The organism is Kribbella sp. NPDC023855, assembly GCF_040639475.1.
GTDB lineage: Bacteria > Actinomycetota > Actinomycetes > Propionibacteriales > Kribbellaceae > Kribbella.
Window position 1 is genome coordinate 72,733 of record NZ_JBFAAA010000011.1, and the last position, 22,954, is coordinate 95,686.

21 protein-coding genes are annotated in these 22,954 nt (G+C 68.7%); 7 read left to right on the plus strand and 14 right to left on the minus strand.

Annotated features, from left to right (window positions below):
* Positions 1–5 precede the first annotated feature (5 nt).
* Positions 6–1,691 (minus strand): DUF2207 domain-containing protein, encoded by a 1,686-nt coding sequence (locus AB0F51_RS30550; RefSeq protein WP_360285446.1) that lies wholly within the window; start codon positions 1,689–1,691, stop codon positions 6–8.
* 110 nt (positions 1,692–1,801) lie between these two features.
* Between AB0F51_RS30550 and AB0F51_RS30555 the strand changes: the two genes are divergently transcribed.
* The 3 genes from AB0F51_RS30555 (at position 1,802) to AB0F51_RS30565 (ending at position 8,498) form a co-directional block, all read left to right on the plus strand.
* Entirely contained in the window at positions 1,802–2,941 is a 1,140-nt protein-coding gene (locus AB0F51_RS30555; RefSeq protein WP_360285447.1) for a neutral zinc metallopeptidase, read from the plus strand.
* 269 nt (positions 2,942–3,210) lie between these two features.
* Positions 3,211–7,152, plus strand: a complete 3,942-nt coding sequence (locus AB0F51_RS30560; protein WP_360285448.1) for a Pls/PosA family non-ribosomal peptide synthetase — start codon at positions 3,211–3,213, stop codon at positions 7,150–7,152.
* 53 nt (positions 7,153–7,205) lie between these two features.
* Positions 7,206–8,498, plus strand: coding sequence for a M1 family metallopeptidase (locus tag AB0F51_RS30565; RefSeq protein WP_360285449.1), 1,293 nt, complete (start codon positions 7,206–7,208; stop codon positions 8,496–8,498).
* On the opposite strand, the gene AB0F51_RS30570 is transcribed toward AB0F51_RS30565, so the two are convergent.
* On the minus strand, positions 8,495–9,361 hold the full coding sequence (locus tag AB0F51_RS30570; RefSeq protein WP_360285450.1) for a LysR substrate-binding domain-containing protein: 867 nt from the start codon (positions 9,359–9,361) through the stop codon (positions 8,495–8,497). The two genes, AB0F51_RS30565 and AB0F51_RS30570, sit on opposite strands and share 4 nt — an antisense overlap.
* Before the next feature lie 64 nt (positions 9,362–9,425).
* Here AB0F51_RS30570 and AB0F51_RS30575 point away from each other — a divergent pair, with 64 nt between their 5' ends.
* Positions 9,426–10,397, plus strand: a complete 972-nt coding sequence (locus AB0F51_RS30575) for a nitrilase family protein (protein WP_360285451.1) — start codon at positions 9,426–9,428, stop codon at positions 10,395–10,397.
* Here AB0F51_RS30575 and ispF read toward each other — a convergent pair.
* From ispF to AB0F51_RS30590, 3 genes are read right to left on the minus strand one after another with little or no spacing between them, the layout of a single operon-like run.
* Complete coding sequence (gene ispF / locus AB0F51_RS30580) at positions 10,391–10,861, minus strand: 2-C-methyl-D-erythritol 2,4-cyclodiphosphate synthase (RefSeq protein ID WP_360285453.1); 471 nt, start codon at positions 10,859–10,861, stop codon at positions 10,391–10,393. The two genes, AB0F51_RS30575 and ispF, sit on opposite strands and share 7 nt — an antisense overlap.
* Entirely contained in the window at positions 10,858–11,553 is a 696-nt protein-coding gene (gene ispD / locus AB0F51_RS30585; RefSeq protein WP_360285454.1) for a 2-C-methyl-D-erythritol 4-phosphate cytidylyltransferase, read from the minus strand. Before ispD ends, ispF begins: the two co-directional genes overlap by 4 nt.
* A 59-nt stretch (positions 11,554–11,612) precedes the next feature.
* On the minus strand, positions 11,613–12,098 hold the full coding sequence (locus AB0F51_RS30590) for a CarD family transcriptional regulator (RefSeq protein ID WP_012918679.1): 486 nt from the start codon (positions 12,096–12,098) through the stop codon (positions 11,613–11,615).
* A gap of 254 nt (positions 12,099–12,352) precedes the next feature.
* Here AB0F51_RS30590 and AB0F51_RS30595 point away from each other — a divergent pair, with 254 nt between their 5' ends.
* Positions 12,353–12,910: a hypothetical protein gene (locus tag AB0F51_RS30595; protein WP_360285455.1), complete on the plus strand. Its 558-nt coding sequence runs from the start codon at positions 12,353–12,355 to the stop codon at positions 12,908–12,910.
* Between the two features lie 43 nt (positions 12,911–12,953).
* On the opposite strand, the gene AB0F51_RS30600 is transcribed toward AB0F51_RS30595, so the two are convergent.
* Positions 12,954–13,964, minus strand: coding sequence for an iron-siderophore ABC transporter substrate-binding protein (locus AB0F51_RS30600; RefSeq protein WP_360285457.1), 1,011 nt, complete (start codon positions 13,962–13,964; stop codon positions 12,954–12,956).
* A gap of 130 nt (positions 13,965–14,094) precedes the next feature.
* On the opposite strand from AB0F51_RS30600, the gene AB0F51_RS30605 reads away from it, so the two are divergent.
* A complete protein-coding gene (locus AB0F51_RS30605) occupies positions 14,095–14,556 on the plus strand; it encodes a hypothetical protein (protein WP_360285459.1) in 462 nt (153 codons plus the stop codon).
* Positions 14,557–14,563: 7 nt separating this feature from the next.
* On the opposite strand, the gene AB0F51_RS30610 is transcribed toward AB0F51_RS30605, so the two are convergent.
* The 3 genes from AB0F51_RS30610 to AB0F51_RS30620 all read right to left on the minus strand — a co-directional run bounded on the left by AB0F51_RS30610 (position 14,564) and on the right by AB0F51_RS30620 (position 17,832).
* Positions 14,564–15,280: a VOC family protein gene (locus AB0F51_RS30610; protein ID WP_360285461.1), complete on the minus strand. Its 717-nt coding sequence runs from the start codon at positions 15,278–15,280 to the stop codon at positions 14,564–14,566.
* Between the two features lie 657 nt (positions 15,281–15,937).
* Positions 15,938–16,615, minus strand: a complete 678-nt coding sequence (locus tag AB0F51_RS30615) for a response regulator transcription factor (RefSeq protein ID WP_343969754.1) — start codon at positions 16,613–16,615, stop codon at positions 15,938–15,940.
* A complete protein-coding gene (locus AB0F51_RS30620; protein WP_360285462.1) occupies positions 16,612–17,832 on the minus strand; it encodes an ATP-binding protein in 1,221 nt (406 codons plus the stop codon). The genes AB0F51_RS30615 and AB0F51_RS30620 overlap by 4 nt, the downstream gene beginning before the upstream one ends.
* 207 nt (positions 17,833–18,039) lie before the next feature.
* On the opposite strand from AB0F51_RS30620, the gene phoU reads away from it, so the two are divergent.
* Positions 18,040–18,756 carry a phosphate signaling complex protein PhoU gene (gene phoU / locus AB0F51_RS30625; RefSeq protein ID WP_360285463.1) on the plus strand — a complete coding sequence of 239 codons (717 nt, stop codon included), beginning with the start codon at positions 18,040–18,042 and terminating at the stop codon, positions 18,754–18,756.
* Between the two features lie 79 nt (positions 18,757–18,835).
* On the opposite strand, the gene AB0F51_RS30630 is transcribed toward phoU, so the two are convergent.
* From AB0F51_RS30630 to AB0F51_RS30650, 5 genes are all read right to left on the minus strand, one after another.
* Positions 18,836–19,363: a hypothetical protein gene (locus tag AB0F51_RS30630; RefSeq protein WP_360285465.1), complete on the minus strand. Its 528-nt coding sequence runs from the start codon at positions 19,361–19,363 to the stop codon at positions 18,836–18,838.
* 4 nt (positions 19,364–19,367) lie between these two features.
* A complete protein-coding gene (locus AB0F51_RS30635; RefSeq protein ID WP_360285466.1) occupies positions 19,368–20,114 on the minus strand; it encodes a phosphoglyceromutase in 747 nt (248 codons plus the stop codon).
* Positions 20,115–20,123: 9 nt separating this feature from the next.
* Positions 20,124–20,612, minus strand: coding sequence for a YbjN domain-containing protein (locus AB0F51_RS30640; RefSeq protein ID WP_360285468.1), 489 nt, complete (start codon positions 20,610–20,612; stop codon positions 20,124–20,126).
* Entirely contained in the window at positions 20,609–21,859 is a 1,251-nt protein-coding gene (gene mshA / locus AB0F51_RS30645; protein ID WP_360285713.1) for a D-inositol-3-phosphate glycosyltransferase, read from the minus strand. The genes AB0F51_RS30640 and mshA overlap by 4 nt, the downstream gene beginning before the upstream one ends.
* A gap of 89 nt (positions 21,860–21,948) precedes the next feature.
* Positions 21,949–22,854, minus strand: coding sequence for a helix-turn-helix transcriptional regulator (locus AB0F51_RS30650; RefSeq protein WP_360285470.1), 906 nt, complete (start codon positions 22,852–22,854; stop codon positions 21,949–21,951).
* Positions 22,855–22,954: the final 100 nt, after the last annotated feature.

A 22,954-nucleotide genomic window follows, 5' to 3' on the forward strand; every position in this document is an offset into this window, starting at 1 on the left:
GTTGCTCAGAACAACCGGCGAGCCGTCGACAGCGTGCCGCCGAAGGCGGTGACGAAGTTCGACAGGGACTCCCCGATGTCGGACAGGTGCCAGTTCTCCGGACCGGAGTACCAGCCGATCCCAGCGTCCGGGTCGTCGTCGTCATCGGTCGCAGCGATCTCCTGGGCCCACTTCTCCGTCAGCCCCAGTACTGCGGCGTACGGGAGGCAGCGCGATGCGAACTCGAGCCGGTGACTCTGCGGCAGGTCCGCCGACGTCTCGTCAGCCAGGTAGCGCTGCAGCCCGGCCACCCGACCCAGTACTGCGGCACCGCGAGCCGTCCGGGCAGGAGCAACCTGGCCGACCAGCGTCAGTACCAGTCCGGCCAGCATCACCGCGAAGCCGACCAGCCCGAACTTGGTCGCGATGGCGAGCACGATCGTCAGCACCACACCGGCTCCCAGCAGGACGAGTCCGGCGGTCGTCCACCGGTTCCGCACCGCGTCGGGCCGGCTGGCGAACCAGCCCTGCGTGACGACATCGCCGTACAGCTGCTCGCGAACCAGGTTGAGCCGCGACCGCAGTCCCTGCCCAAGAGCGGACACTCGCACGGTCTCCCCTTCGGCGAACACTGCCTCCAGCAAGGCCTTCTCGTACGGCAGCAGCTCCGGACCGCCGGCGTGGAGTCGCCGCAACTCCCAGTCCAGCTTGCCGAACTCCGACTCGCGCGGCAGCTCGACGATGGTCAGGTAGTTGCGCACGGCAAGGTCCAGCAGCGTCGCGGTGATGTCGACCACATCGGCGGTCTCGTCCACCACGGTGCCGACCTGACCGGGCCGGATCCCGTCGGGCGCCGCGAACTGCGGGCCATCCGCCCCGTCGAGTACCGGCCGCTCGGGCGCACCCGGGCCGACCTTGACCGCGTCCCGGCCGCGCAGGAACCACAGCGCCGCGGCACCCAGTACGCCGATGCCGAGCAACAGCACGCTCAGCCCGACCGTCGAGCTGTCGACAGTGAATGCGTTGCCCAGGGTCCAGCGGGTCTTGAACTCCGCGTTCGGCTTGACCGACGCCTGGCTGCTCAACCCGGTCAGGAAGGTGAGCCGCCCACCCGCCGGTACGCCGTTCTGCTCGATCTCCAGCGCGGCCGCCTCGGCCAGCTGTGACGTAGTACACGGCATGCTCGAGCCGACCCGGCCGGCGAAGCAGGTCACCCAGGTGGCGAACGGCACCGTCACCGACACGGTCGCCTTCGGGATGCCGACGCCGTACCCCTGGATGATCGGCCAGCTCACCTCGCGGCCCTCGGTCGAGTCGGCGACGACGTTGCCGACCTCGTAGCTGTAGACCACCTTGGCGGCGCCGGACACCTTGAGGCTGAGCCGGCGGCCGTTGTCGACCGCCTCGTCCTGGAAATTCTCGGCCGGCTGCCCGTTCACCGTGGCCGACACGTTGCGGATGTCGTAGGTCCGGTCCCGGTCCGAGTCCGACCGGACCCGGGTGGTCAGGGTCCGCGCGAACGTGTCGCCGCCGGCGGTCAGGTCGACCGTCTCCTTGACCTTGAGCACACCGTCACCGGTCAGCGACGCCTCCGCGGCGTATGCGGTGATCTGGTCGTCGGCGGCGTGGGCCGGCAACGTGCCGAGGGCAACGATGGGAACTGTCAGAGACACGAGCAGGGCGGCCGGCAACAGCCGGCTCTTCAGTGACATGGGTCGAGAGTAGTCTCGTGCCGGTTCGTCCTGCGAACTCCCGATCGGGATCCCGACGGGAGCAGCGCCGGACGAGTCCGACCGACATCCAGCTGAAGGGGCAACGACACGTGAGCACCCCGTACGGGTACGGCGGCCGCCCCCAGGACCGGCCCGCCCCGCCGCCCGGCGTACTGCCGCCACCGCAGCAGACGCAGTGGCGTCCTGCGCCGCCGCCGGGGCAGTACTCGCCGCAGGGGCAGTACCCGCAGCAGGTTCCGCAGTACGGGCAGCCGCAGCAGTACCCGGGGCAGTGGGGTCCGCCGCAGTACGGCGGCCCCAACCAGTTCAACGGCTTCCAGCCGCCTCCGCCGCGGCGGGGTGGCGCGATTCGGCTGGCCCTGCTCGGCTTCGGCGTCGTGGCGGTGCTCGGCATCGCGTTGGCCGTCATCGGCGTCTTGCTGGGCGGCGGCGACTCCACGGACACCGCAACTCCGCAGATCAGTGGCCCGTCGGTGGTGCCGACTCCCACGACGACCGCGCCCGAGGGCTCGGCCGAGGACTACCTGGTGAACGCGCCGATCTACCGGTCCGGCGGCCTGGGTGAGCAGAACTGCCCGGCGACCAAGCTCGGTGACGGCAGCCTCGCGGCGCAGAAGGTCTACTACGAGAAGCTGTTCAAGTGTCTGAACGATGCTTGGCGGCCGGCCTTCCAGCGGGCCGGCAAGACGGAACCCGACCCGGGCCTCGTCGTCTTCGACCAGCCGGTCAACACTCCCTGTGGCTCGTTCGCGCCGATGTCCGGCCGGGTGCTCGCCTTCTACTGCTACGGCAACCACGTGATGTACACCGACGTGAAGCAGATGAACAAGGCGTTCGGGCCGAAGGAAGACCTCGCCTACCTGATGACGATCGCGCACGAGTACGGGCACCACGTGCAAGGCGTGTCTGACCTCTTCTACGCGCGAGCCGCTTTCGTGCAGGACCACCCCGAGCGCAAACTCGAGATGTCGAGGCGCAACGAGCTGCAGGCGTCCTGTTTCGCGGGCGTCTTCAGTCGCTCGGTGGCGAAGTCGTATCCGTTCATGAACCGCCTGAAAGAGTTCGAGTTCCAGGCCAGCAACAGCTTCGGCGACTCCCCCGACACCCCCGAAGACGAACGAACCCACGGCCTCGCCACCAGCCAGGGCTTCTGGATCGTCAACGGCCTCAACGTCGGCGAAACCAAGGCCTGCAACACCTACGCAGCCAAAGAAGACCAGGTGAAGTAACCAGTACTGCGCGGGGGCCAACTCCCCCGCGCAGCCGCCACGCTTGCTCCTCCGTGGTGCTTGAGGGTTGCGGGCAGCCGTCGGGTGTTGGTGTGCCGACCGACAGGACGTAGTCCGCGGCGGCGCGCGGGCTCGCGCTCACGGCATGGGCGGACCGGCCGGAATCGGGTGCTACCTCCTGTTATTCGGCACGGAACAGTGTTGGTGGTGTTCCGCATGTTGGTGTGGAGTTGGGGGGTGCTTCTTGTTGGCGGCGTATCATCCGGGCCGTGACTTTGCGACGGGGGGACAGCGCTCCGTCCGAGCGGACGCTGGTTGACATCTTGCAGGCGACGGCCGCCACTCATCCTGACGAGCCGGCGTTGGATGACGGCAGTGTGAGTTTGAGTTATCGGGAGCTGCTGCACCACGTCACCGGGTTCGCCCGCAAGCTGACCGAGCTCGGCATCGGGCCCGGTGACCGGGTCGGCGTGCGGATTTCTTCGGGCCACAACGACCTCTACGTCGCGATCCTCGGCACCCTGCAAGCGGGCGCGGCCTACGTCCCCGTCGATGCCGATGACCCCGCCGAGCGTGCCGAGCTCGTCTTCGGCGAGGCTGCGGTGGCCGCGGTTGTCACCGACGACCTCGAGATCAAATCCCTGCGCCCAAAACCCCTCGACGACGCAGCAGACGGCTACTACGACTACCCGTACTCCGCCCGCATGGACGACCCCGGAACACCAACAACCGGTACTACGGAGGCCGGGCGCAGCACCCATCGAGCCGACGGCCCGTCGCCCGACGACGACGCCTGGATCATCTTCACCTCCGGATCGACCGGCGTCCCCAAGGGCGTCGCCGTCACGCATCGAGCCGCGGCCGCGTTCGTCGACGCCGAGGCCCGGATGTTCTTGCAGAAGGAGCCGATCGGCCCGGACGACCGCGTGCTGGCCGGCCTGTCGGTCGCCTTCGACGCGTCCTGCGAGGAGATGTGGCTCGCTTGGCGGTACGGCGCCTGCCTGGTGCCCGCGCCGCGTTCACTCGTCCGGAGTGGGATGGACCTCGGGCCGTGGCTGGTTGCCCAGGGCATCACCATCGTGTCGACCGTACCGACGCTCGCCGCGCTCTGGCCGTCGGATGCCCTCGACAACGTACGGCTGCTGATCTTCGGTGGCGAGGCGTGCCCGCCGGAGCTGGCCGAGCGGTTGGCTGTCGACGGCCGCGAGGTCTGGAACACCTACGGTCCGACCGAGGCAACTGTGGTTGCCTGCGGCGCCCAGTTGACCGGCGAAGGCCCGGTCCGGATCGGCCTGCCGCTGGACGGCTGGGACCTCGCCGTAGTCGATGCTGAAGGCAACGAAGTACCGGAGGGCGGAACCGGTGAGCTGATCATCGGCGGCGTCGGGCTGGCCCGGTACCTCGATCCGGCCAAGGATGCGGAGAAGTTCGCGCCGATGCCGTCGCTCGGCTGGGAACGCGGGTACCGCAGCGGCGATCTGGTCCGCAACGAAGCCGAGGGCCTGGTGTTCATGGGCCGGGCCGACGAGCAGATCAAGCTAGGTGGACGGCGCATCGAGCTCGGCGAGGTGGATGCGGCACTGCAGGCTCTGCCTGGCGTCAGCGGCGCGGCAGCCGCAGTACGGACTAGTGGGGCCGGGAATCAGTTGCTGGTCGGGTACGTCGTACCGGATGACCCTGAGGCGTTTGACCGGCAGGCAGCGACTGAGCGCCTAAGGGAGGAGCTGCCAGCCGCACTGGTACCGCTGCTGGCCGTTACGGACACACTGCCCACCAGGACCTCCGGCAAGGTCGACCGGAACGCACTGCCGTGGCCACTGCCCGGCATGGACACGGACGGCCCGCCTGCCGAGCTAGATGGAACAGCTGCCTGGCTAGCGGAGCACTGGACGAAGGTGCTGGGCGCAACAGTCACCGGCGCCGACAATGACTTCTTCCTGCATGGCGGCGGCAGTCTTGCGGCGGCGCAGCTGGTCTCTGCACTCAGAGAGCGGTACGCCGAAGCCACTGTCGGCGACATCTACGAGTACCCGCGGCTAGGTGCGCTGGCTGACCGGCTGGACTCCTTCAAGTCCTCTACCGTTCCAGTGGAGATCCGTGAGGTCCGACCGACTCCACCCGATACACAGCTGCTGCAGACCGCACTGACGCTGCTACTGCAGACAGTCGTCGGCGTGCGCTGGCTGGTCTGGCTCTTCACGCTGAACAACTTGCTAGCACTGACCGATGGCCCACACCCGTGGATGCGCACAGTCTCGTGGTGGTGGATCCTGGCCGGCTGGCTGATCCTGATCACCCCTGCGGGCCGCATGGGCATCGCTGTCGTCGGTGCTCGGCTCCTGCTACGCGGACTCAAACCTGGCATCTACCCCCGCGGCGGCAACGTCCACGTGCGACTGTGGGCCGCAGAGAATCTTGCGGATGCAGCAGGCGCCGCCAACCTCGCCGGAGCGCCCTGGATCGCCTACTACGCAAGGGCTCTCGGTGCGAAGATCGGCCGCGGTGTCGACCTCCACACGCTTCCACCAGTCACCGGCATGTTCACCATGGGCCGTGGCGCGTCCATCGAGCCAGAGGTCGACCTGTCCGGCTACTGGATCGACGGTGACCGGCTGCACGTCGGTACTGTCACCGTCGGCGCCGACGCCGTCATCGGCTCCCGCAGTACTCTCCTGCCTGGCGCAGAGGTCGGCCGCAACGCGGAGATCGCCGCAGGCTCGGCCGTCTCGGGCAAGGTGCCGGCAGCCGAGCGCTGGTCTGGCTCCCCCGCGACCCGGGTCGGCAAGGCCCGCCACCCGTGGCCGGACGAGCGCCCCACCCGCGCTCCTTGGTGGGTCCTCGCGTACGGCGCTGCCTCCGCCCTGATGTCGCTCCTCCCCCTGGCCGCAACCACCGCCGCAATCCTCGTACTACGCAACGCCGTCGTCGGCACCACCTCGCTGGGAGAAGCCGCCCTGCAGGCGTTGTGGGCGATCCCGCTGATGACACTGGTCGGCTTCATCACCCTCGCCCTGCTGACGCTGATAGGTGTCAGGCTGCTCGGTATCGGCATCAAGCCCGGCCACTACCCAGTACGGAGCCGGATCGGCTGGCAGGTATGGGCGACCGAGCGGCTGCTCGACTCGGCCCGCACGCTGCTCTTCCCGCTCTACGCGAGTCTGCTCACGCCCTGGTGGCTCCGGGCGCTCGGCGCAAAGATCGGCCGCGACGTGGAGGCGTCGACCGTCTTGCTGCTGCCCAAGATGACCACTGTCGGTGAGGGCGCGTTCCTGGCCGACGACACCATGATCGCGTCGTACGAGCTCGGCGGCGGCTGGCTGCATGTGGGCGCCGCCAAGGTCGGCAAGCGCGCCTTCCTCGGCAACTCGGGGATGACCGCGCCTGGCCGTTCGGTGCCCAAGAACGGCCTGGTCGCAGTACTGTCGGCCGCTCCGAAGAAGTCCAAGGCCGGTACGTCGTGGCTCGGCAGCCCGCCGGTGAAGTTGCGCCGGCAGACCATCGACGGCGACCAGAGCCGGACCTTCAACCCGCCGTTGCGGCTGAAGTTCGCGCGGGCCGCGGTCGAGCTCTGCCGGTTCGTGCCGATGATGTGCACGGTACTGATCGCGCTCGGTGTGCTGTTCGCCCTGCAGGCGCTGGATTTGTGGCTCGGACCGTGGCCGGCGTTCCTGCTGTCCGGTGCGGTGATCCTGGCCGCGGGCGCGGTCGCCGGCGGGATGGCGACCGTGGCCAAGTGGCTGATCGTCGGCAAGACGCGCGCCAGGGAGTACCCGTTGTGGAGCTCGTTCGTCTGGCGCAACGAGGTCGTCGACAACTTCGTCGAGCTGGTCGCCGCGCCCTGGTTCGCGAACGCGGCGGCGGGGACGCCGGTGCTCGCGCTGTGGCTGCGGTCGCTGGGCGCGAAGATCGGCAAGGGCGTCTGGTGCGAGACCTACTGGCTGCCCGAGGCGGACCTGATCACGCTCGGCGACGGCGCCACGGTGAATCGCGGCTGCGTACTCCAGACGCATTTGTTTCATGACAGACTCCTGTCGATGAACACCGTCACCTTCGGCCCTGGCTCGACCCTGGGCCCGCACGGCATCGTCCTGCCGGCCTCGTCGATCGGAGCGGGCGCGACCATCGGCCCGGTGTCGCTGGTGATGCGCGGTGAGAGTGTTCCGGCCGGGTCCCGCTGGGCCGGCAACCCGATCGCGCCCTGGCAGGGTTGATGGTTTCCCGTGACAAAGGGCAGCCGGGTGATGACTCAGCAGGAGACCGCTATGTGCCCACCCACGGCAACAGCGGCTACAAGGTGGAGTCCTACGAGCTGGACCTCGACTACCGCGTCAGCAGCAACCGCCTGAGCGGCAAGGCGACCATCACGGCCGTCGCGACGCAGGCCCTGTCCCGGGTGAGTTTCGACCTTGCAGACCTCCGGGTGGCCAAGGTGTTCGTCAACGGCCGCCGGGCCAGCCGGTACGCGCACCGCAACGGCAAGCTCCACGTCTGGCCGGCTCCGGAGATCGCCGACGGCGCCGAGTTCGTGGTGGACGTCCAGTACTCCGGCAACCCCGCTCCCGTCGACAGCCCATGGGGTGAGCTCGGCTGGGAGGAGCTGACCGAAGGCGTGATCGTCGCCAGCCAGCCGAGCGGCGCTGCGACCTGGTTCCCCTGCAACGACCACCCCAGCGACAAGGCGCACTACCGGATCACGATCACCACCGATTCGCCGTACCACGTGGTGGCGAACGGGCGGCTCGTGTCGCGCCGGACCAAGGCAAGCCGGACCAGCTGGGTCTTCGACCAGGCCGCACCGATGGCGACGTACCTGGCGACCGTACAGATCGGCCGGTACGACGTACTGGAGCTGGCCGAGTCTCCCGTGACCACACGAGCCGTGCTGCCCGCGTCGCAACTGCGGGACTTCCGGTCGGACTTCGGGCGGCAGCAGGACATGATGCGGCTGTTCATCAAGCTCTTCGGCCCGTACCCGTTCGGCGGCTACACCGTGGTCGTGACGGACGACCCGCTGGAGATCCCCCTGGAGGCCCAGGGCATCTCCGTGTTCGGCAGCAACCACGTGGACGGCAAGCGCGGCTCCGAGCGACTGGTAGCCCACGAGCTGGCGCATCAGTGGTTCGGCAACAGCCTGACGCCGTCCCGCTGGCAAGACATCTGGCTCAACGAAGGTTTCGCCTGCTACGCCGAGTGGCTCTGGTCAGAAGAGTCCGGCGGCCCGACGGCATCCCAACAGGTCTCCAAGGCCCACACCCGTCTCCGCGGCCTCCCCCAGGACCTCCTGCTGTCGGACCCCGGCCCCACCCTGATGTTCGACGACCGCCTCTACAAGCGCGGCGCGATCACCCTCCACGCCCTACGCCTCCACCTCGGCGACGACGCCTTCTTCGACCTCCTCCGCACCTACACCCGAACGCACCGCCACGGCTCAGTAACCACTGAGGACTTCATCTCGCTGGCAGCAACCTTCAGCAAGGACCCGTACGCCGTACAGGCCCTCTTCGCCGTTTGGCTGGACGCCACCGAGCTCCCTGCTCTGCCCCGCCGCCGTCGCTAGGTAGAGGCCTGGCTGGCGGCGGTCAGGAAGTGGGGGACGAGGGGTGTGGGGAAGGCGGGGTTCCAGGCTGCTCCGGTCCACCAGGTGGCTGCGTCGTGGTGGATGGGGATGAAGCGCACGGCGTCTGAGGCGGTTGATGCTGCGGTTGCTGGTACTACGGCTGGGCCGACGCCGGCGGCTACCAGGGCGAGCACGGTTTGCAGGTCGGCGGCTTCCTGGAGCACTAGTGGCCGGCAGCCGAGTTCGGAGTACAGGGTGGTGATCTGGGCGGTCAGGCCTGGGCCTCGTTCGGGGGTGAGGCGGATCAGGGGTCTGCCATGCAGCCACGTCGCCAGGGCTTTCGGGACGACCTCTCCGGTTGGTACTGCGAGGGCGAGTCGGTCCTTCTTCAGCCGGAGGTGCTTGAGGCCGGGTGGGACGGGCAGACGGACCAGGCCGACTTGGAGGCTGCCGGTCAGGAGTCGCTCGTACTGGACTGCCGAGGACATGTCGTCCAGCGTTACCTCGACTCGCGGATAGCGGCTCCGGAACAGCGCGACCGCCCGCGGGGCCAGCTCGATGCTGGACATGCCGAAGCCGATAGTCAGCGCCCCCTCCACCCCGAGCGCCACCTGCGCCGCCCGTCGCTCGAACACCTCGACTCTGCGCAAGACGTCCAAGGCATCGGGCAACAGCAGCTCACCCGCAGGTGTCAGCCGGGCTCCATGCCGGCCGCGGTCGAAGAGCGTCGAACCCAGTCGCCGTTCGAGCTGCTGGATCTGCTTCGTGAGTGCGGGCTGGCTGGTCGCCAGCTCGACCGAAGCCGCGCTGAAGTTCCCGCACCGGGCCACTGTCACAAATGCCTGCAGCAAGCGAAGATCCATAACTTCAGGATATGGAAGAGCGCCCAATCGCTATTGGACGGCATGAAAGATCTGGACTTCGATGATGAGCGTGAGCATCCTGCGCAGTGCCGTCGTCCAGTTCGAGGCCGTCCCCGACCGACCGGACCGCAACCTCGAGACCATCACCAGACTCGCCCGCCAGGCCGTTGCCGACGGTGCCCAACTCGTCGTCTTCCCCGAGATGTGCCTGCTCGGCTACTGGCACCTCCGACGCCACACCGCCGACCGCCTGCACGCGTTGGCCGAGCCCGCCACCGGCCCGGCCATCAGCCAGATCCGCGCCTTGGCGGTGGAACTCGACGCAGGCCTCGGCGTCGGCTGGCTCGAGACCGACGCCGGCATCCTGTTCAACTCGTACGCCGTCTGCCTGCCCGACGGCACCGTCCACGTGCACCGGAAGCTGCACGCCTTCGAGCACCCGGCGATCTCCAGCGGCTCGCGCTTCACCGTCTTCGACACGCCCTGGCAGGTCCGGGTCGGCGTCCTGATCTGCTGGGACAACAATCTCGTCGAGAACGTCCGCGCCACCGCGTTGCTAGGAGCAACCGTCCTGCTGGCGCCGCACCAGACCGGCGGGACCAACTCGGTCAGCCCGCACGGCATGAAGCCGATCCCAGCGGAAATCTGGGACAACCGACTCACCGATCCCGCTGCGGTGGAGAGAGCGTTCAAGGGCCCGAACGGACGCGAATGGCTGCTGAGGTGGTTGCCCGCCCGCGCCCACGACAACGGGCTTTTCGTGCTTTTCAGCAACGGGGTCGGTCGCGACGACGACGAACTGCGCACCGGCAACGCGATGGCGATCGACCCCTACGGCCGGATCATCGCCGAGACCCCGGCGCCCGCCGAGGCCGTAGTACTGGCCGAGCTGGATCTCGATCTGGTGCCTTTGGCAACGGGTCGTCGGTGGCTGCGCGGTCGGCGGCCGGAGCTCTACGGGATCCTGACTGAGCGCCAAGGCAACGAGTTGGACCCGAGGGCTGCCCGGTTCTCCGCGGATCCGGTGGATCAGTAGACGAGGGCGGTGGCGATGGCGGCTATGCCTTCGCCTCGGCCGGTCAGGCCTAGACCGTCGGTGGTGGTGGCCGAGACGGACACGTCGGCGGCGCAGGCGGCACTGAGGGCCTTCTCGGCCTCCTCCCGACGGGCCGCGAACCGCGGGCGGTTGCAGATGACCTGGACGGAGATGTTGCCGATCTCGAAACCGGCGGCGCGGACACGACGAGCCGCTTCGCCGAGCAGGGTGGCACCAGAGGCGCCTGCCCACTGCGGTTCCGAAGTACCGAAGTTGGAGCCGAGGTCGCCGAGTCTTGCCGCTGACAACAAAGCGTCGCAGGCTGCATGGGCCGCCACGTCGCCGTCGGAATGGCCTGACGGGCCGGCAGTTTCTTCCGGCCAGTGCAGTCCGGCCAGCCACATCGGGCGGCCTTCCTCGACGGGATGGACGTCGACGCCGGTCCCCACGCGTGGCACCTTCACGAACGACGCCTTTCCGCCAGGAGGGACTCGGCCAGCACCAGGTCGCGCGGTCGCGTCACTTTGAACGCATCCTGCGATCCCTCAACAGTCTGCACCGGTACGCCGAGCCGCTCGCACAGCATCGCGTCATCGGTCGTGCCGGCCACGTCACCGTTATGGGCCCGCCGCAACAAAGCAGGCTCGAACCCCTGCGGAGTCTGTACTGCGACCAGCGTCGAGCGGTCGGGCGTGTCGACCACGAGGCCCGTGGCGTCGACCCGTTTGATCGTGTCGGTCACCGGGATCACCGGGATGACCGCGGGCGCGCCGGCCAGAACCGCGGCAACGACTCGCTCGATCACCTCGGCGGGAACGAACGGCCGGGCCGCATCGTGGACCAGCACGCAGTCGATCCCCGCCACCGGGACCAGTTCGAGGGCCAGCCGGACCGAGTCGGTCCGTTCGGCGCCACCGGCAACGACGTGCAGCGCCACCGGACCGGAGTACGGCTCGAGCAGTTTGCGGACGTCGTCCTCGGTGCCGGGTGGCACCGCGACCACGAAACAGGCGAGGTCGGCGGCGGTCGCTGCCCGCAGTCCACGAATGGCGTGGACCAGCAGCGATTCGCCACCGACCTCTCGCAATGCCTTTGGTGCCTCACCACCGAGCCTGAGCCCGAGACCGGCCGCCGGAATGATCGCCGCAGTACTCACGACGACATCATGCCGGACGGATCAGTCGCGCGGCCCCGACTCCACTGCTGACCAGTTGGTCAGGAGGCGAGGACCTCGTCGAGGATGGCTTCCGCCTTGTCCTCGTTGGTGTGTTCGGCCAGGGCCAGCTCGGAGACCAGAATCTGGCGAGCCTTCGCCAGCATCCGCTTCTCACCGGCGGAGAGGCCGCGGTCACGCTCACGGCGCCACAGGTCGCGAACGACCTCTGCCACCTTCATCACGTCACCGGAGTGCAGCTTCTCCAGGTTCGCCTTGTAACGACGCGACCAGTTGGTCGGCTCCTCCGTGTGCGGAGCCCGCAGCACGTCGAAGACGCGCTCCAAGCCAGCCTGATCCACGACGTCACGCACGCCGACGAGATCGAGGTTGCACGCGGGGACCCGGACGACCAGGTCGTTCTGAGCGACGATCCTCAAGACCAGATAGGTCTTGTCCTCACCTTTGATCTGACGGGTCTCGATGTCCTCGATGACGGCCGCACCATGGTTGGGGTAAACAACCGTCTCGCCGACTGTGAAAGTCATATGTCACGTGCCCCTTTCCGAGTCCTATCCTACCACGCAGTCGCTGGTCCGGTTCGGGCGTTTGCGCTGGTCAGAGCCCATTTCCCGCCTTGACAAACGCTGTCCGTCGTGCCTCGCACGCGCGAGGGCGGGTCCTCAGGACTGCCCCGAAAGGGGTGGTCGCCGTCAGGTCCGGGCACGTCACTCGCTACGCTGTGCTCCGCCGGAGGCTTCAGCCTGGCGGCATCCACAGGGTTGTAGGAGAGGGAACACCAGTGCCCATCACGTTGTCCTCGCAGGCCGTCCGGCGTACCGCCCTGGCCGGAGCCGCGGTTGCTCTGAGTGTCGCGGTGACCGCCTGCGGCGCCGGCTTCGACGCCCAGACCAGCAAGCCGTACCAGCCCGCCGAGGGCACCAACGCGCAGTCCGGGCCGATCGCGGTCCGCAACCTGCTGGTGCTCGCCTCCGCGGACGGCAAGGGCGAACTGCACGGCGCGTTCGTGAACTCCGGCTCGTCCGACGACAAGCTGGTGAGCATCGCCTCCGCCCCCGCCGACCCGTCGGCCGCCCAGGGCGCCAGCACCGAGCAGCCCGGGTCCATCACGTTCAGTGGCCTCAAGCCGGCCGACCTGAAGGCCGGCGCGCTGTACACGATCCCCCCGGCCGGCAACGAGCCGGTGACGGTCACCGGCGGCAAGCCCGGTCAGATGCTCAGGGTGACCATCACCTTCGGCACGGCCGGCCCGATCACCACCTCGATCCCGGTGCTGACCACCGACCACTACTCGCCGTCGCCGCGCGCCGACGAACCCGCCGGCGAATCGCACGGCTGACGGCGGCGGGGACCACCGCAGCCCGCAGTACGGGCTGAGGTGGTCAGGAAGCGGCCTGAGCGGCCTTGGCGAGGCCCGGAAGGATCTTGTCCAGCACCCAGGGCACGCTCAGCACGCTGACCGAGCTCATCCCGGAGATGACCTGCTGATCGGTCATCAGGTAGGTGCTGCCCTTCTTGTACGAGCCGAGTGACGCGTAGACCGGGTCGGCGGCGAACTTCTCCGGCGTCATCCCGTCGATGTAGCCGACCACCACGTCCGCGTCCAGGTCGGCCAGCCGCTCCTTGCTGACGGTGAGCGCGAACTCCTTCTTGCTGTTGGTCTTCTCCAGCGCCTCGACCCCGGGCGCGTTGACGAAACCCATCTCGTTGAGGATCTGCACGCGCGGGTCACCCGGCATGTAGACGTAGTTCTCGGCGCCGTACGACAGCACCGAGATGGTCTTGCCCTTGAACTCAGGGTGCTCGGCCGCCGCCTTCGCGGTCAGCTCTTTGATCCCCGCAACCAGCTTGTCCGCCTCGGCCGACTTGCCGAGCGCCTTGCCGATGATGGTGGTCTGGTCCTGCCAGGTGGTCTGCCAGGCCGCGCCCGGGTAGGCGACCGTCGGCGCGATCTCGGAGAGCTTCGTGTACGTCGCCTTGTCGAACCCCTCGTACGGCGCCAGGATCACGTCCGGCCGCAACGCCGCCAGCTTCTCGAACGGGATGCTGTCGGTGGTGTCGAGCAATGTCGTCTTGGCCGGGTCGAACTTGTCGGCGTTCCAGGCGGTCGTGCCGGCCGGCGTCGGTCCGTAGGTCACCTTCGGCATCCCGACCGGGGTCTCACCGAGCGCGTAGACCACATCCTGGGCGTTCCACCCAAGCGTGACAATCCGCTCCGGCTTCTGCTTGATCGTCGTCTCCCCGAACGTGTTCTTCAACGTCACCGGGAACCCCGCACCGCCTCCTGCCGCGACCGGCGCAGCGTCCCCATCGGAATCACCGCCACAGGCAACCAGGGACGCAGAAGCGACCAGAGCAGCGACTGCAACCACCGCGGTACGGGACCAGGACATGGAATCTCTCCTCAGTAGCTGACAACACAACTAAGGCCAGCCTAAGCTAAGTCGATCGGTCCGGGATGTCGGGGGCGGTGGCCAGGTGGCTCCGTACCAGTGCTCGTGCGGCGTTGCAGGGTGCGGCGTCATGGCGCAGTACCTGGTCGCCACACCGGATCGCGGGCGGATCTCCTGGGTCGACTCCCGCGACTACGTCGGTGTCTTCGCCCGGCCCGTGGAAGCTGCTGCGGCCAACCACGAAGGCCGGCCGTGGGACTTGCCCGATATCCACTTCGGCTACGACCCGTACGTAGCTGAGGTCCAGAGAGCCCTCGGCGACCGCTCCTGGGAGACGCCTCGACGGCAGACGGCTCGTCTTATGGAGCAGGAGCTGACCGAGACCGCCCTACCCGTGGCTCTGGGATGGGTGAGTCCTGCGTGGGACGGGGAAGGCATGGTGCTGTCTTTCGAGCGGGCTCGCGGTGGTCAGCAACTCCTGCTGCTTGACAGCCCGCAGGGGGATCCTGGCCGGGCTGCGGAGGACATGGGAGAGCGACTGCTCGCCACCGCCCCCGCGGACTGGGACCGGTGTTTCGGGTACTCCGGTTAGCTTCGCGTCAGCGGGGGCTCAGGAGGTAGAACTCGTTGCCGTCGGGGTCCGTCATGGGGATGCGGTGGGGGTCATTGGTGTCGAGGCGGGTGGCGCCGAGGGTGGTGAGGCGGTCGGCTTCGGTTTGGGCGTCGACGCCGGCGGCCGGCGTGAGGTCGAAGTACAGGCGGATCTTGCCGGTCTTCGGGTTGACGGGCGGGCCACCCCAGGTGATCTTCGTGCCGCCGCGTGGGGACTGGATGGCGGTCTCCTCGTCCTGGTCCCAGACGAGCGGCCAGTCGAGGGCCTTGGCCCAGAAGTAGCCGACTGCCTGAGTGCCATCGCCGGCCAGGGCTCCGATGAACCCCGTGTCGGCGAGGAAGTTGTTGCCTGCCTCGATCACACAGAACTCATTGTCCTCAGGATCAGCCAGTACTACGTGCTTCGCGTCCGGCCCTTGTCCGATGTCGAGATGCCGACCGCCCAGCTCCAGTACCCGGGCCACCGTCTCCTGCTGCTCCTCCGGCGACTGACTGGTCAGGTCGAAATGCATCTGATTCGGCCCGGTCTTCGGCTCGTCGGACTGCGTGAAGCGGATCGGGAAGGCGATGTCGTCACCCGGCAGCAACACGATGCCGTCGTCGGCGTTGTCGAGCAGTTCCCGCTGCAGCACGCCGGCCCAGAACCGCGCGAGCCCAGCAGGATCCTTCGCGTCATACCCCAGCGCGAAAAGTTCAGAACCCATCTCGATCCCAGTCTCTCGATCCCCCGGGCGTCTCCCCGCCGCGATGAACTCTCAACGCTAGGCGCCCAGCCACTCACCACGCACACGAATTAACCGCACCGCCGCTGCCACCACGCGAGCAAACCGTGCCGAACGACAGGACGTACTCCCCCTTCTCTGACTTCCAACCGAGCTCCTGAGCGTGCGAGCTGTCCTTTCCGCGGAGCACCTCCTGTCGCTCCGCACACCGCACCCGCGCTGGAGCGCCTTTCGCACCGCGTAGTTGGGAGCGCCCTCCACCCGGGGGCATGAGGAGCCCCGCGCTGGCGACGCAACAGGCGCAGGGCGCGCCCGGGGTCAGCGACGGACCGGGCTGGCCGTCGCAGCTGCGTTCACCCCGTTACGTGCGCGACGCAGGAGCGCGGCTCGTGCGCCGCAGGCGTAACGGCGCGACGCAGGAGCGCGGCTACTGCGCCGCAGGCGTAACGGCGCGACGCAGGAGCGCGGCTACTGCGCCGCAGGCGTAACGGCGCGACGTAGGAGCGCGGCTCGTGCGCCGCAGGCGGGTATGGCGCAGGCGGGTGTGGCGACGCAGGAGCGCGAAGGTGGGGTGGGTGGGAGCGCTCAGGAGCGCCTGCGACGGAGGAGCGGGCGCGGGGAGTGCGTGGGGGTAAGTATTTACGCTTCGAATTTGTAGCCGAGGCCTCGGACTGTTACCAGGTGGGAGGGGTTGGAGGGGTCTTTCTCGAGCTTCGAGCGGAGGCGTTTGACGTGGACGTCGAGGGTTTTGGTGTCGCCTACGTAGTCGGCTCCCCAGATGCGGTCGATCAGTTGGCCTCGGGTGAGGACGCGGCCGGTGTTGCGCAGCAGCATCTCGAGGAGTTCGAACTCCTTCAGGGGGAGCCGGATCTCGGTGCCGGCGACCGTGACGACGTGGCGCTCGACGTCCATCCGGACCGGCCCCGCCTCCAGGGTGTCGGGGAGCAACTCGACGTCCTGGCCTCGGCGCAGTACGGCGCGGATGCGGGCGAGCAGTTCGCGGGGGCTGTAGGGCTTGGTGACGTAGTCGTCGGCGCCCAGTTCGAGGCCGACCACCTTGTCCACCTCGGTGTCCTTGGCGGAGACGATGATGACCGGGACGTTGCCGCGGCTGCGGAGCGCGCGGCAGACCTCGGTGCCGGACAGGCCCGGCAGCATCAGGTCCAGCAGGACGATGTCGGCGCCGGCCCGGTCGTACTCGTCCAGCGCGTCGGGCCCGGTCTCCGCGACGGCGACCTCGAAACCTTCCTTGCGCAGGACGTACGACAACGCGTCGCTGTAGCTCTCTTCGTCTTCGACGACCAGCACTCGGGTCACGAAGCTGCCTCCTTGGTTTTCTCCACTGACTGGGTCGGAGTCAGGGGTGGTTCGGGCTCCTCCTGGATGGCGGAGCCCGTGGGTTGCCCGGTCGCGGGATCGAGCCGCAGCGGGAGTCGGACGGTGAAGGTGGATCCCTGGCCCTCGACGCTCCACACCCGCACGTCGCCGCCGTGGATCGAGGCGATGTGCTTGACGATGGACAGGCCGAGGCCGGTACCGCCGGTCTCCCGGCTGCGGGCCCGATCGACCCGGTAGAACCGTTCGAAGATGCGTTCCAGGTCGCTGCTCGGGATCCCGACGCCCTGGTCGCTGACGGTGATCTCCACCAGGTCCCCGATCGGGTGGGCGGCGACCGCCACCCGGGTCCCGTCGGGGCTGTAATTGACGGCGTTCTCGACCAGGTTGCCGATCGCGATCGCCAGCTGGTCCTCGCTGCCCATCACCTCGAGCGCGGGGTCGGTCTTCACCACCAGGTTGATGTCGCGGTCCTCGGCGTCGACCCGGCAGCGATCCACCGCGGCCTCGATCACGCCGTTGATGTCGACCGGGCCGGGGTTCTCCAGCGGGTCGTCGCCCTGCAGCCGGGACAGCTCGATGATCTCCTTGACCAGCCGGCTCAGCCGGGCCGCCTCGATCCGCATCCGGCCGGAGAAGCGCTGGACCGCGTCGGGGTCGTCGGAGGCCTCGGAGACCGCGTCGGCGAGCAGGATCAGCGCGCCGATCGGGGTCTTCAGTTCGTGGCTGACGTTGACGGTGAAGTCGCGGCGGATCGCGTCCAGCCGGCGTTCGCGGGTCCGGTCCTCGACCAGGACCAGCACGAGCTGGCTGCCCAGCGGGGCGACCCGGGCACTCACGTACTGCGTGGCGCCGAGCCGGCCGCGGACGATCTCGAGGTCCTGCTGGCGGATCTCCCCGTCGCGCCGGACCGCCCGGACCATGGTCAGCAGGTCGTCGACCACGAGCCGCTCGCCCCGGACGATGCCGAGCACGTGCGCCGGAGCGCTGGCCTGGAGCACCTGGTCCTCGGGGCCCATCACGACCGCGGACGAGCGTAGTACGGACAAGACGGTGGCGACGCCTTTGGGCACGATCGGCTCCGGGGACACCGGAACCTTCGTCTGCGAGCGCTCGCTCAGCACCATCGCTCCGAGCGAAAGCAGAGCCAGGGCCGCGCCGATGACGCCGCCCAGCACCGCAGCCAGCGTGGGGTCCACGGGATCGATGCTACGCGGGCAACCGGCAGGGAAAGACCGAATGAGCACCCGATGACCGGAACGCGTCCTAACTGTTCATCGGGCGTTCACCACTCGTCGCCGTCCGGCAACCTCGACGGCATACGGTCCATGGTGGGCGGGAACTGTTCCGTGCCCGCGGGACCCGCCCACCGCAGGACCTGACACCACAGATCGGATGCAGACACGATGCGCGACACCTACCACGAGCAGCTCGACGACATTCTCGCCGAGCTCGAACGGATGACCCGGACGGTGTCGACCGCCGTACGCCGCTCCACCACCGCGCTGCTGACCGCGGACATCCGGCAGGCGGAGGAGGTCATTGCCTCCGACATCAAACTGGACGCGGCCGGCGAAGGCGTGGAGGAGAAGGTCTTCGAGCTGATGGCCCGCCAGTCGCCGGTCGCCAACGAGCTGCGGATGCTGGTCGCCGCGCTGCGGATGGTCGCCGACCTGGAGCGGATGGGCGACCTGGCCGCGCACGTCTCGAAGATCGCCCGGCTGCGCTACCCGGCGCCCGCGATCCCGGCCGAGCTGCAGTCGGTGATCGAGGAGATGGGTGCGGTGGCCGGCCGGATGGTCGACGGCGCCGGTGACGTGATCAAGACCCGTGACGTCGAGGCGGCGGCCCAGCTGGAGGCGGTCGACGACGAGATGGACAAGCTGCGCAGCAGCCAGTTCCGGCTGATGATGGACGACTCCTGGCCGCACGGCGTCGAGGTCGCGGTCGACATCGCCCTGCTCGGCCGGTACTACGAGCGGATCGCCGACCACGCGGTCTCGATGGCCCGGCGGGTCGTCTACCTGGTCACCGGCGAGCTCCCGGTCGCCGTCGGCGGCACCGCGGCCGGCTCCGGCGCGGGCGCCTCCGCTCCCAGCCCGAACCCCAACGGCAACGCCTGATCGGTTCATTAGTGGCTCTCAGCAACAATCTCTGTTGCTGAGGGCCACTTTTGCGATCTGTCGGCGGGCTGCCCGCCGGTCAGGTCAGGTCCACGCCGGGTGGGTCGGTGATGGGGTGATCGGTCACCAGGGCGGCGAGGATCAGTGGGGCGTCGCCGTCGCTGTGGCCGACTATTGCCGCGATGGAGCGGCCGGTGGGGTCGATCGGGCCCCAGGCGTTGAGGTCGCCGTACAGGTCCTCGGCGAAGAGAGCCGCGTACAGGTCGTCGACGGGTGAGCCGCTCTGCCAGCGCAGGAACGGGCCGTCCAGGCGGATCCTTCGGTGTGGACCCCAGTGGGCCTCCAGTGCCTTGGTCAAGGCGGCGAGGTTCGCCGTACCGACGTCCTCCGCCTCGTTCCAGTCGGCGTCGTACAGGCCGGTCAGTGCCTCGCCTTCCCACAACGGGACGATCCGGAAACCCGCGCCGACCGTGAAGGTCCATTCGCCGGTGTCCGGATCGCCCGCGGCAGCGGTCGGGCCTTCGGCCGGGATCTCGGCCGTCAGCAGCGCTTCCACCTCCGCCGCGGCACGATCCGCGTCGAAGGGCTCACCCGCCCGCGAAGTCACCGGATCAGCGGCCCTGGTTCTTGACGGCCTCGATGGCGGCTGCGGCGGCGTCCGGGTCGAGGTACTCGCCACCTGGCTTGAGCGGCTGGAAGTCCTCGTCGAGTTCGTAGTACAGCGGGACGCCGGTCGGGATGTTCAGGCCGACGACGGTCTTCTCGTCCAGGTTGTCCAGGTGCTTGACCAGCGCGCGCAGCGAGTTGCCGTGGGCGGTGACCAGGACGGTCTTGCCGTCCCGCAGGTCGGGCACGATCGCGTCGTACCAGTAGGGCAGCATCCGCTCGACGACGTCCTTGAGGCACTCGGTGGCCGGCAGGATGTCGGACGGCAGTCCGGCGTACCGGGGGTCACCGGCCTGGTCGAACTCCGAGCCGCGCTCGATCGGCGGCGGCGGGGTGTCGTAGGAGCGGCGGAACAGCATGAACTGCTCCTCGCCGAGCTCCTCCAGGGTCTGCTTCTTGTCCTTGCCCTGCAGCGCGCCGTAGTGGCGCTCGTTCAGCCGCCAGGAGCGGCGGACGTCGATCCACTGCCGGCCGGCCTCCTCGAGGGCGATGTTCGCCGTCCGGATGGCGCGGCGCAGCAGCGACGTGTGCAGGACGTCGGGCAGCAGCCCGCGCTCCAGCAGCAGCTGGCCGCCGCGGTGCGCCTCCTCGACGCCCTGGGGGTTCAGGTCGACGTCGACCCAGCCGGTGAACAGGTTCTTGGCGTTCCAGTCGCTGTGGCCGTGGCGCAGCAGGATCAGGCGGTAAGTCATACCCGCAGCCTACCGAGGCTCCAGCCAGCCCATGAACGCGTCCAGATTCCGGGTGGACTCACCGCGCTTGACCCGCCAGTCGTACTCCTTGCGGATCGACGAGGCGAAACCCAGCTCGAGGATGGTGTTGAACGACGAATCGGCGTACTCGAGCACCGCTCCGAGCAGCCGGTCCACCTCGACCGGGGTGATCGCGTGCAGCGGGACCCGGCCGTCCAGGTGGATGTCGCCCAGGTGGTCGATCGCGAAGGCGACGCCGTACAGCTTGAGGTTCCGCTCGAGCAGCCAGCGGTAGACGGCTTCGTGGTTCTCGTCCGGGCGGCGGGCGACGAACGCGTGCACGTGCACCGCCTGGCTGCCCACCGTCAGCGACACGGTCGTCTTCAGCTTCCGCTCACCGGGCAGGTCCGCGCTGAACGCCCCCGGCTCGGTCTCGGTGAAGTCGAGTTCGTTCTCGGTCAGCACCTGGCGAATCACGTCCGCCGCGGACACTCTCATCGACCAACCTCCTGGGCCAGCTCGGCCGCCATCGTCTGCTGTGCGGTCCGGTACGCCGCGAGCGTCTTCTCGGCGGTCAGTTCCCAGCCGAAGCCACCGGCATGCTTGACCGCCGCGTGGCTCATCGTCTCGCGCAGCAGCGGATCCGTCGCGATCCGGTGCAGCGCGTCGGCGAAGTCACCCACGTCGTGGCCCGGCACGAGCAGCCCGGTCTCACCGTCCGCGACCGCGGTCGTCAGCCCGCCGACGGCCGCCGCGACCACCGGCGTACCGCAGGCCTGGGCCTCCAGCGCGACCAGCCCGAACGATTCCGAGTACGACGGTACGCAGACCACCGACGCTGCCCGGTACCAATCCGCCAGCCCCGCACGAGCCATCGGCTTCACGAATCGGGTCACGTCGTCGACCCCCAGCTTGCGGGCCAGTTCCGCGTGGGATTCGGGGTGTTCCAGCCCGTTGCCGGACGGTCCGCCGATGATCGCCACCACGAGCCGCTCGCGCAGCGACGGGTCCTGCGCGAGCATCCTGGCCGCGGCCCGGATCAGGATGTCCGGCGCCTTCAACGGCTGGATCCGGCCGACGAACGCGAGCACGATCGCGTCCTCGGGCAGCCCGAGCTGCTTGCGGGCCATGGCCTGGTCGCCCGGACTGAACACGTCCAGGTCGACTCCGGGATTCACCACTCCGACCTTCGTCGGCTGCGCGCCGTACAGGCTGATCAGGGCGTCCGCCTCGTCGTCGGTGTTGGCGAGCAACCGGTCCGCGGCCTCGACGACCTGCTCCTCACCGAGCAGGCGGGCCGGCGGCTCCGGTACGTCGTCCTCGGCCAGGCTGGCGTTCTTGACCTTCGCCATCGTGTGCATGGTGTGCACGAGTGGCACGGCCCAGCGGTCCCGGGCGAGCAGACCGACCTGGCCGGACAGCCAGTAGTGCGAGTGGATCACGTCGTAGTACCCGGGCTCGCGGATCGCTTCGGCCCGGAGTACGGCGCGGGCGAAGGTGCACAGCTGGGCGGGCAACTCGTTCTTCGACAGGCCCTCGTAGGGGCCGGCGGCGACGTTCCGCACGGTGACGCCGGACAGCAGCTCGACCTTCGCGGGCAGTGCCGACGAAGTCGCCCGGGTGAAGACGTCCACCTCGATCCCGAGCCCGGCCAGCCGCTTGGCCAGCTCGACCACGTAGACGTTCATCCCGCCGGCATCACCGATCCCGGGCTGGTCCAGCGGCGACGTGTGCAGGCTGATCATCGCGACCCGCCGAAGAGGACGGTCAGGCGAGGGTTGGGTCACCCGGTCAGCGTAACTCCGCCATCGCGGACCGAAATCGGGACTTCTCCCTATCCGGCCGATCCGGCCGCGGGTGGCTCGGCGGGAAGGGCGACGGCGGGGCCGGTTGCGGGCCGTTCCGGCGCGGGCGACGACCAGCTCGCGAGCAGGCGCAGCGCCGTCTCGGAGTCCGAGCCCGGTACTGCGGAATACGTCACCAGCACCTGGTCAGGGTCACCCGACAGCTCGAGCGTCTCGTACTGCAGGGCGAGCTCGCCGACCACCGGATGGCGCATCACCTTCGTGCCGAAGCACTTGTCCCTGACGCCATGCCGGGCCCACTGGGCGCGGAACTCGGGGCTGTGGATCGACAACTCTCCGACCAGCTCCGCCAGCTCGGGGTCGTCGGGATAGCGCCCGGCGTACAGGCGGAGGTAGTCGACGCTTTCCGCCGCGACGGCCTCCCACTCCGGGTAGAACTCCCGGGCCGACTCGTCCAGGAAGACCCGGCGCGGCATGTTCCGTTCCTTGGCCGGCCAAGCCGCGAGGTCCCCGATCAGAGCCGCGGCCAGGCGGTTCCAGGCCAGCACGTCCATCCGGCGACCGAGAACGAACGCCGGTACGCCGGCCATCGCGTCGATCAGCTGCTGCAAAGCTGGCCGGACCCGCTGCACCGTACGCCGCTGCCGCTTGCGCCGGACCGGTTTCGCCAACCGGGTCAGGTGATCGCGCTCTGCCTCGTCCAGCCCGAGTACCTCGGCGACGGCGTCGAGGATCTCCTGGGAGACGTTCTCGGCGCGACCCTGCTCCAGCCGGACGTAGTAGTCGGCACTCACTCCTGCTGCCTGAGCAAGCTCCTCCCGCCGGAGTCCGGCGACCCGCCGACGGCCGCTGAACACCTTGATTCCCAGGTCTTCCGGGCGCACTCGGGCCCTTCGGGACTTCAGGAATTCGCTCAGCTCCTCACGGCGGTCCATGCGCTCCAGTATCCACAGCGCCGGGTTGCCGAGCCTGGTTCTGGCAGGACCAGGCTCGCCAGGACCCAGGCTCAGCAGAAGTCTGGGTAGGCGTCTGCCC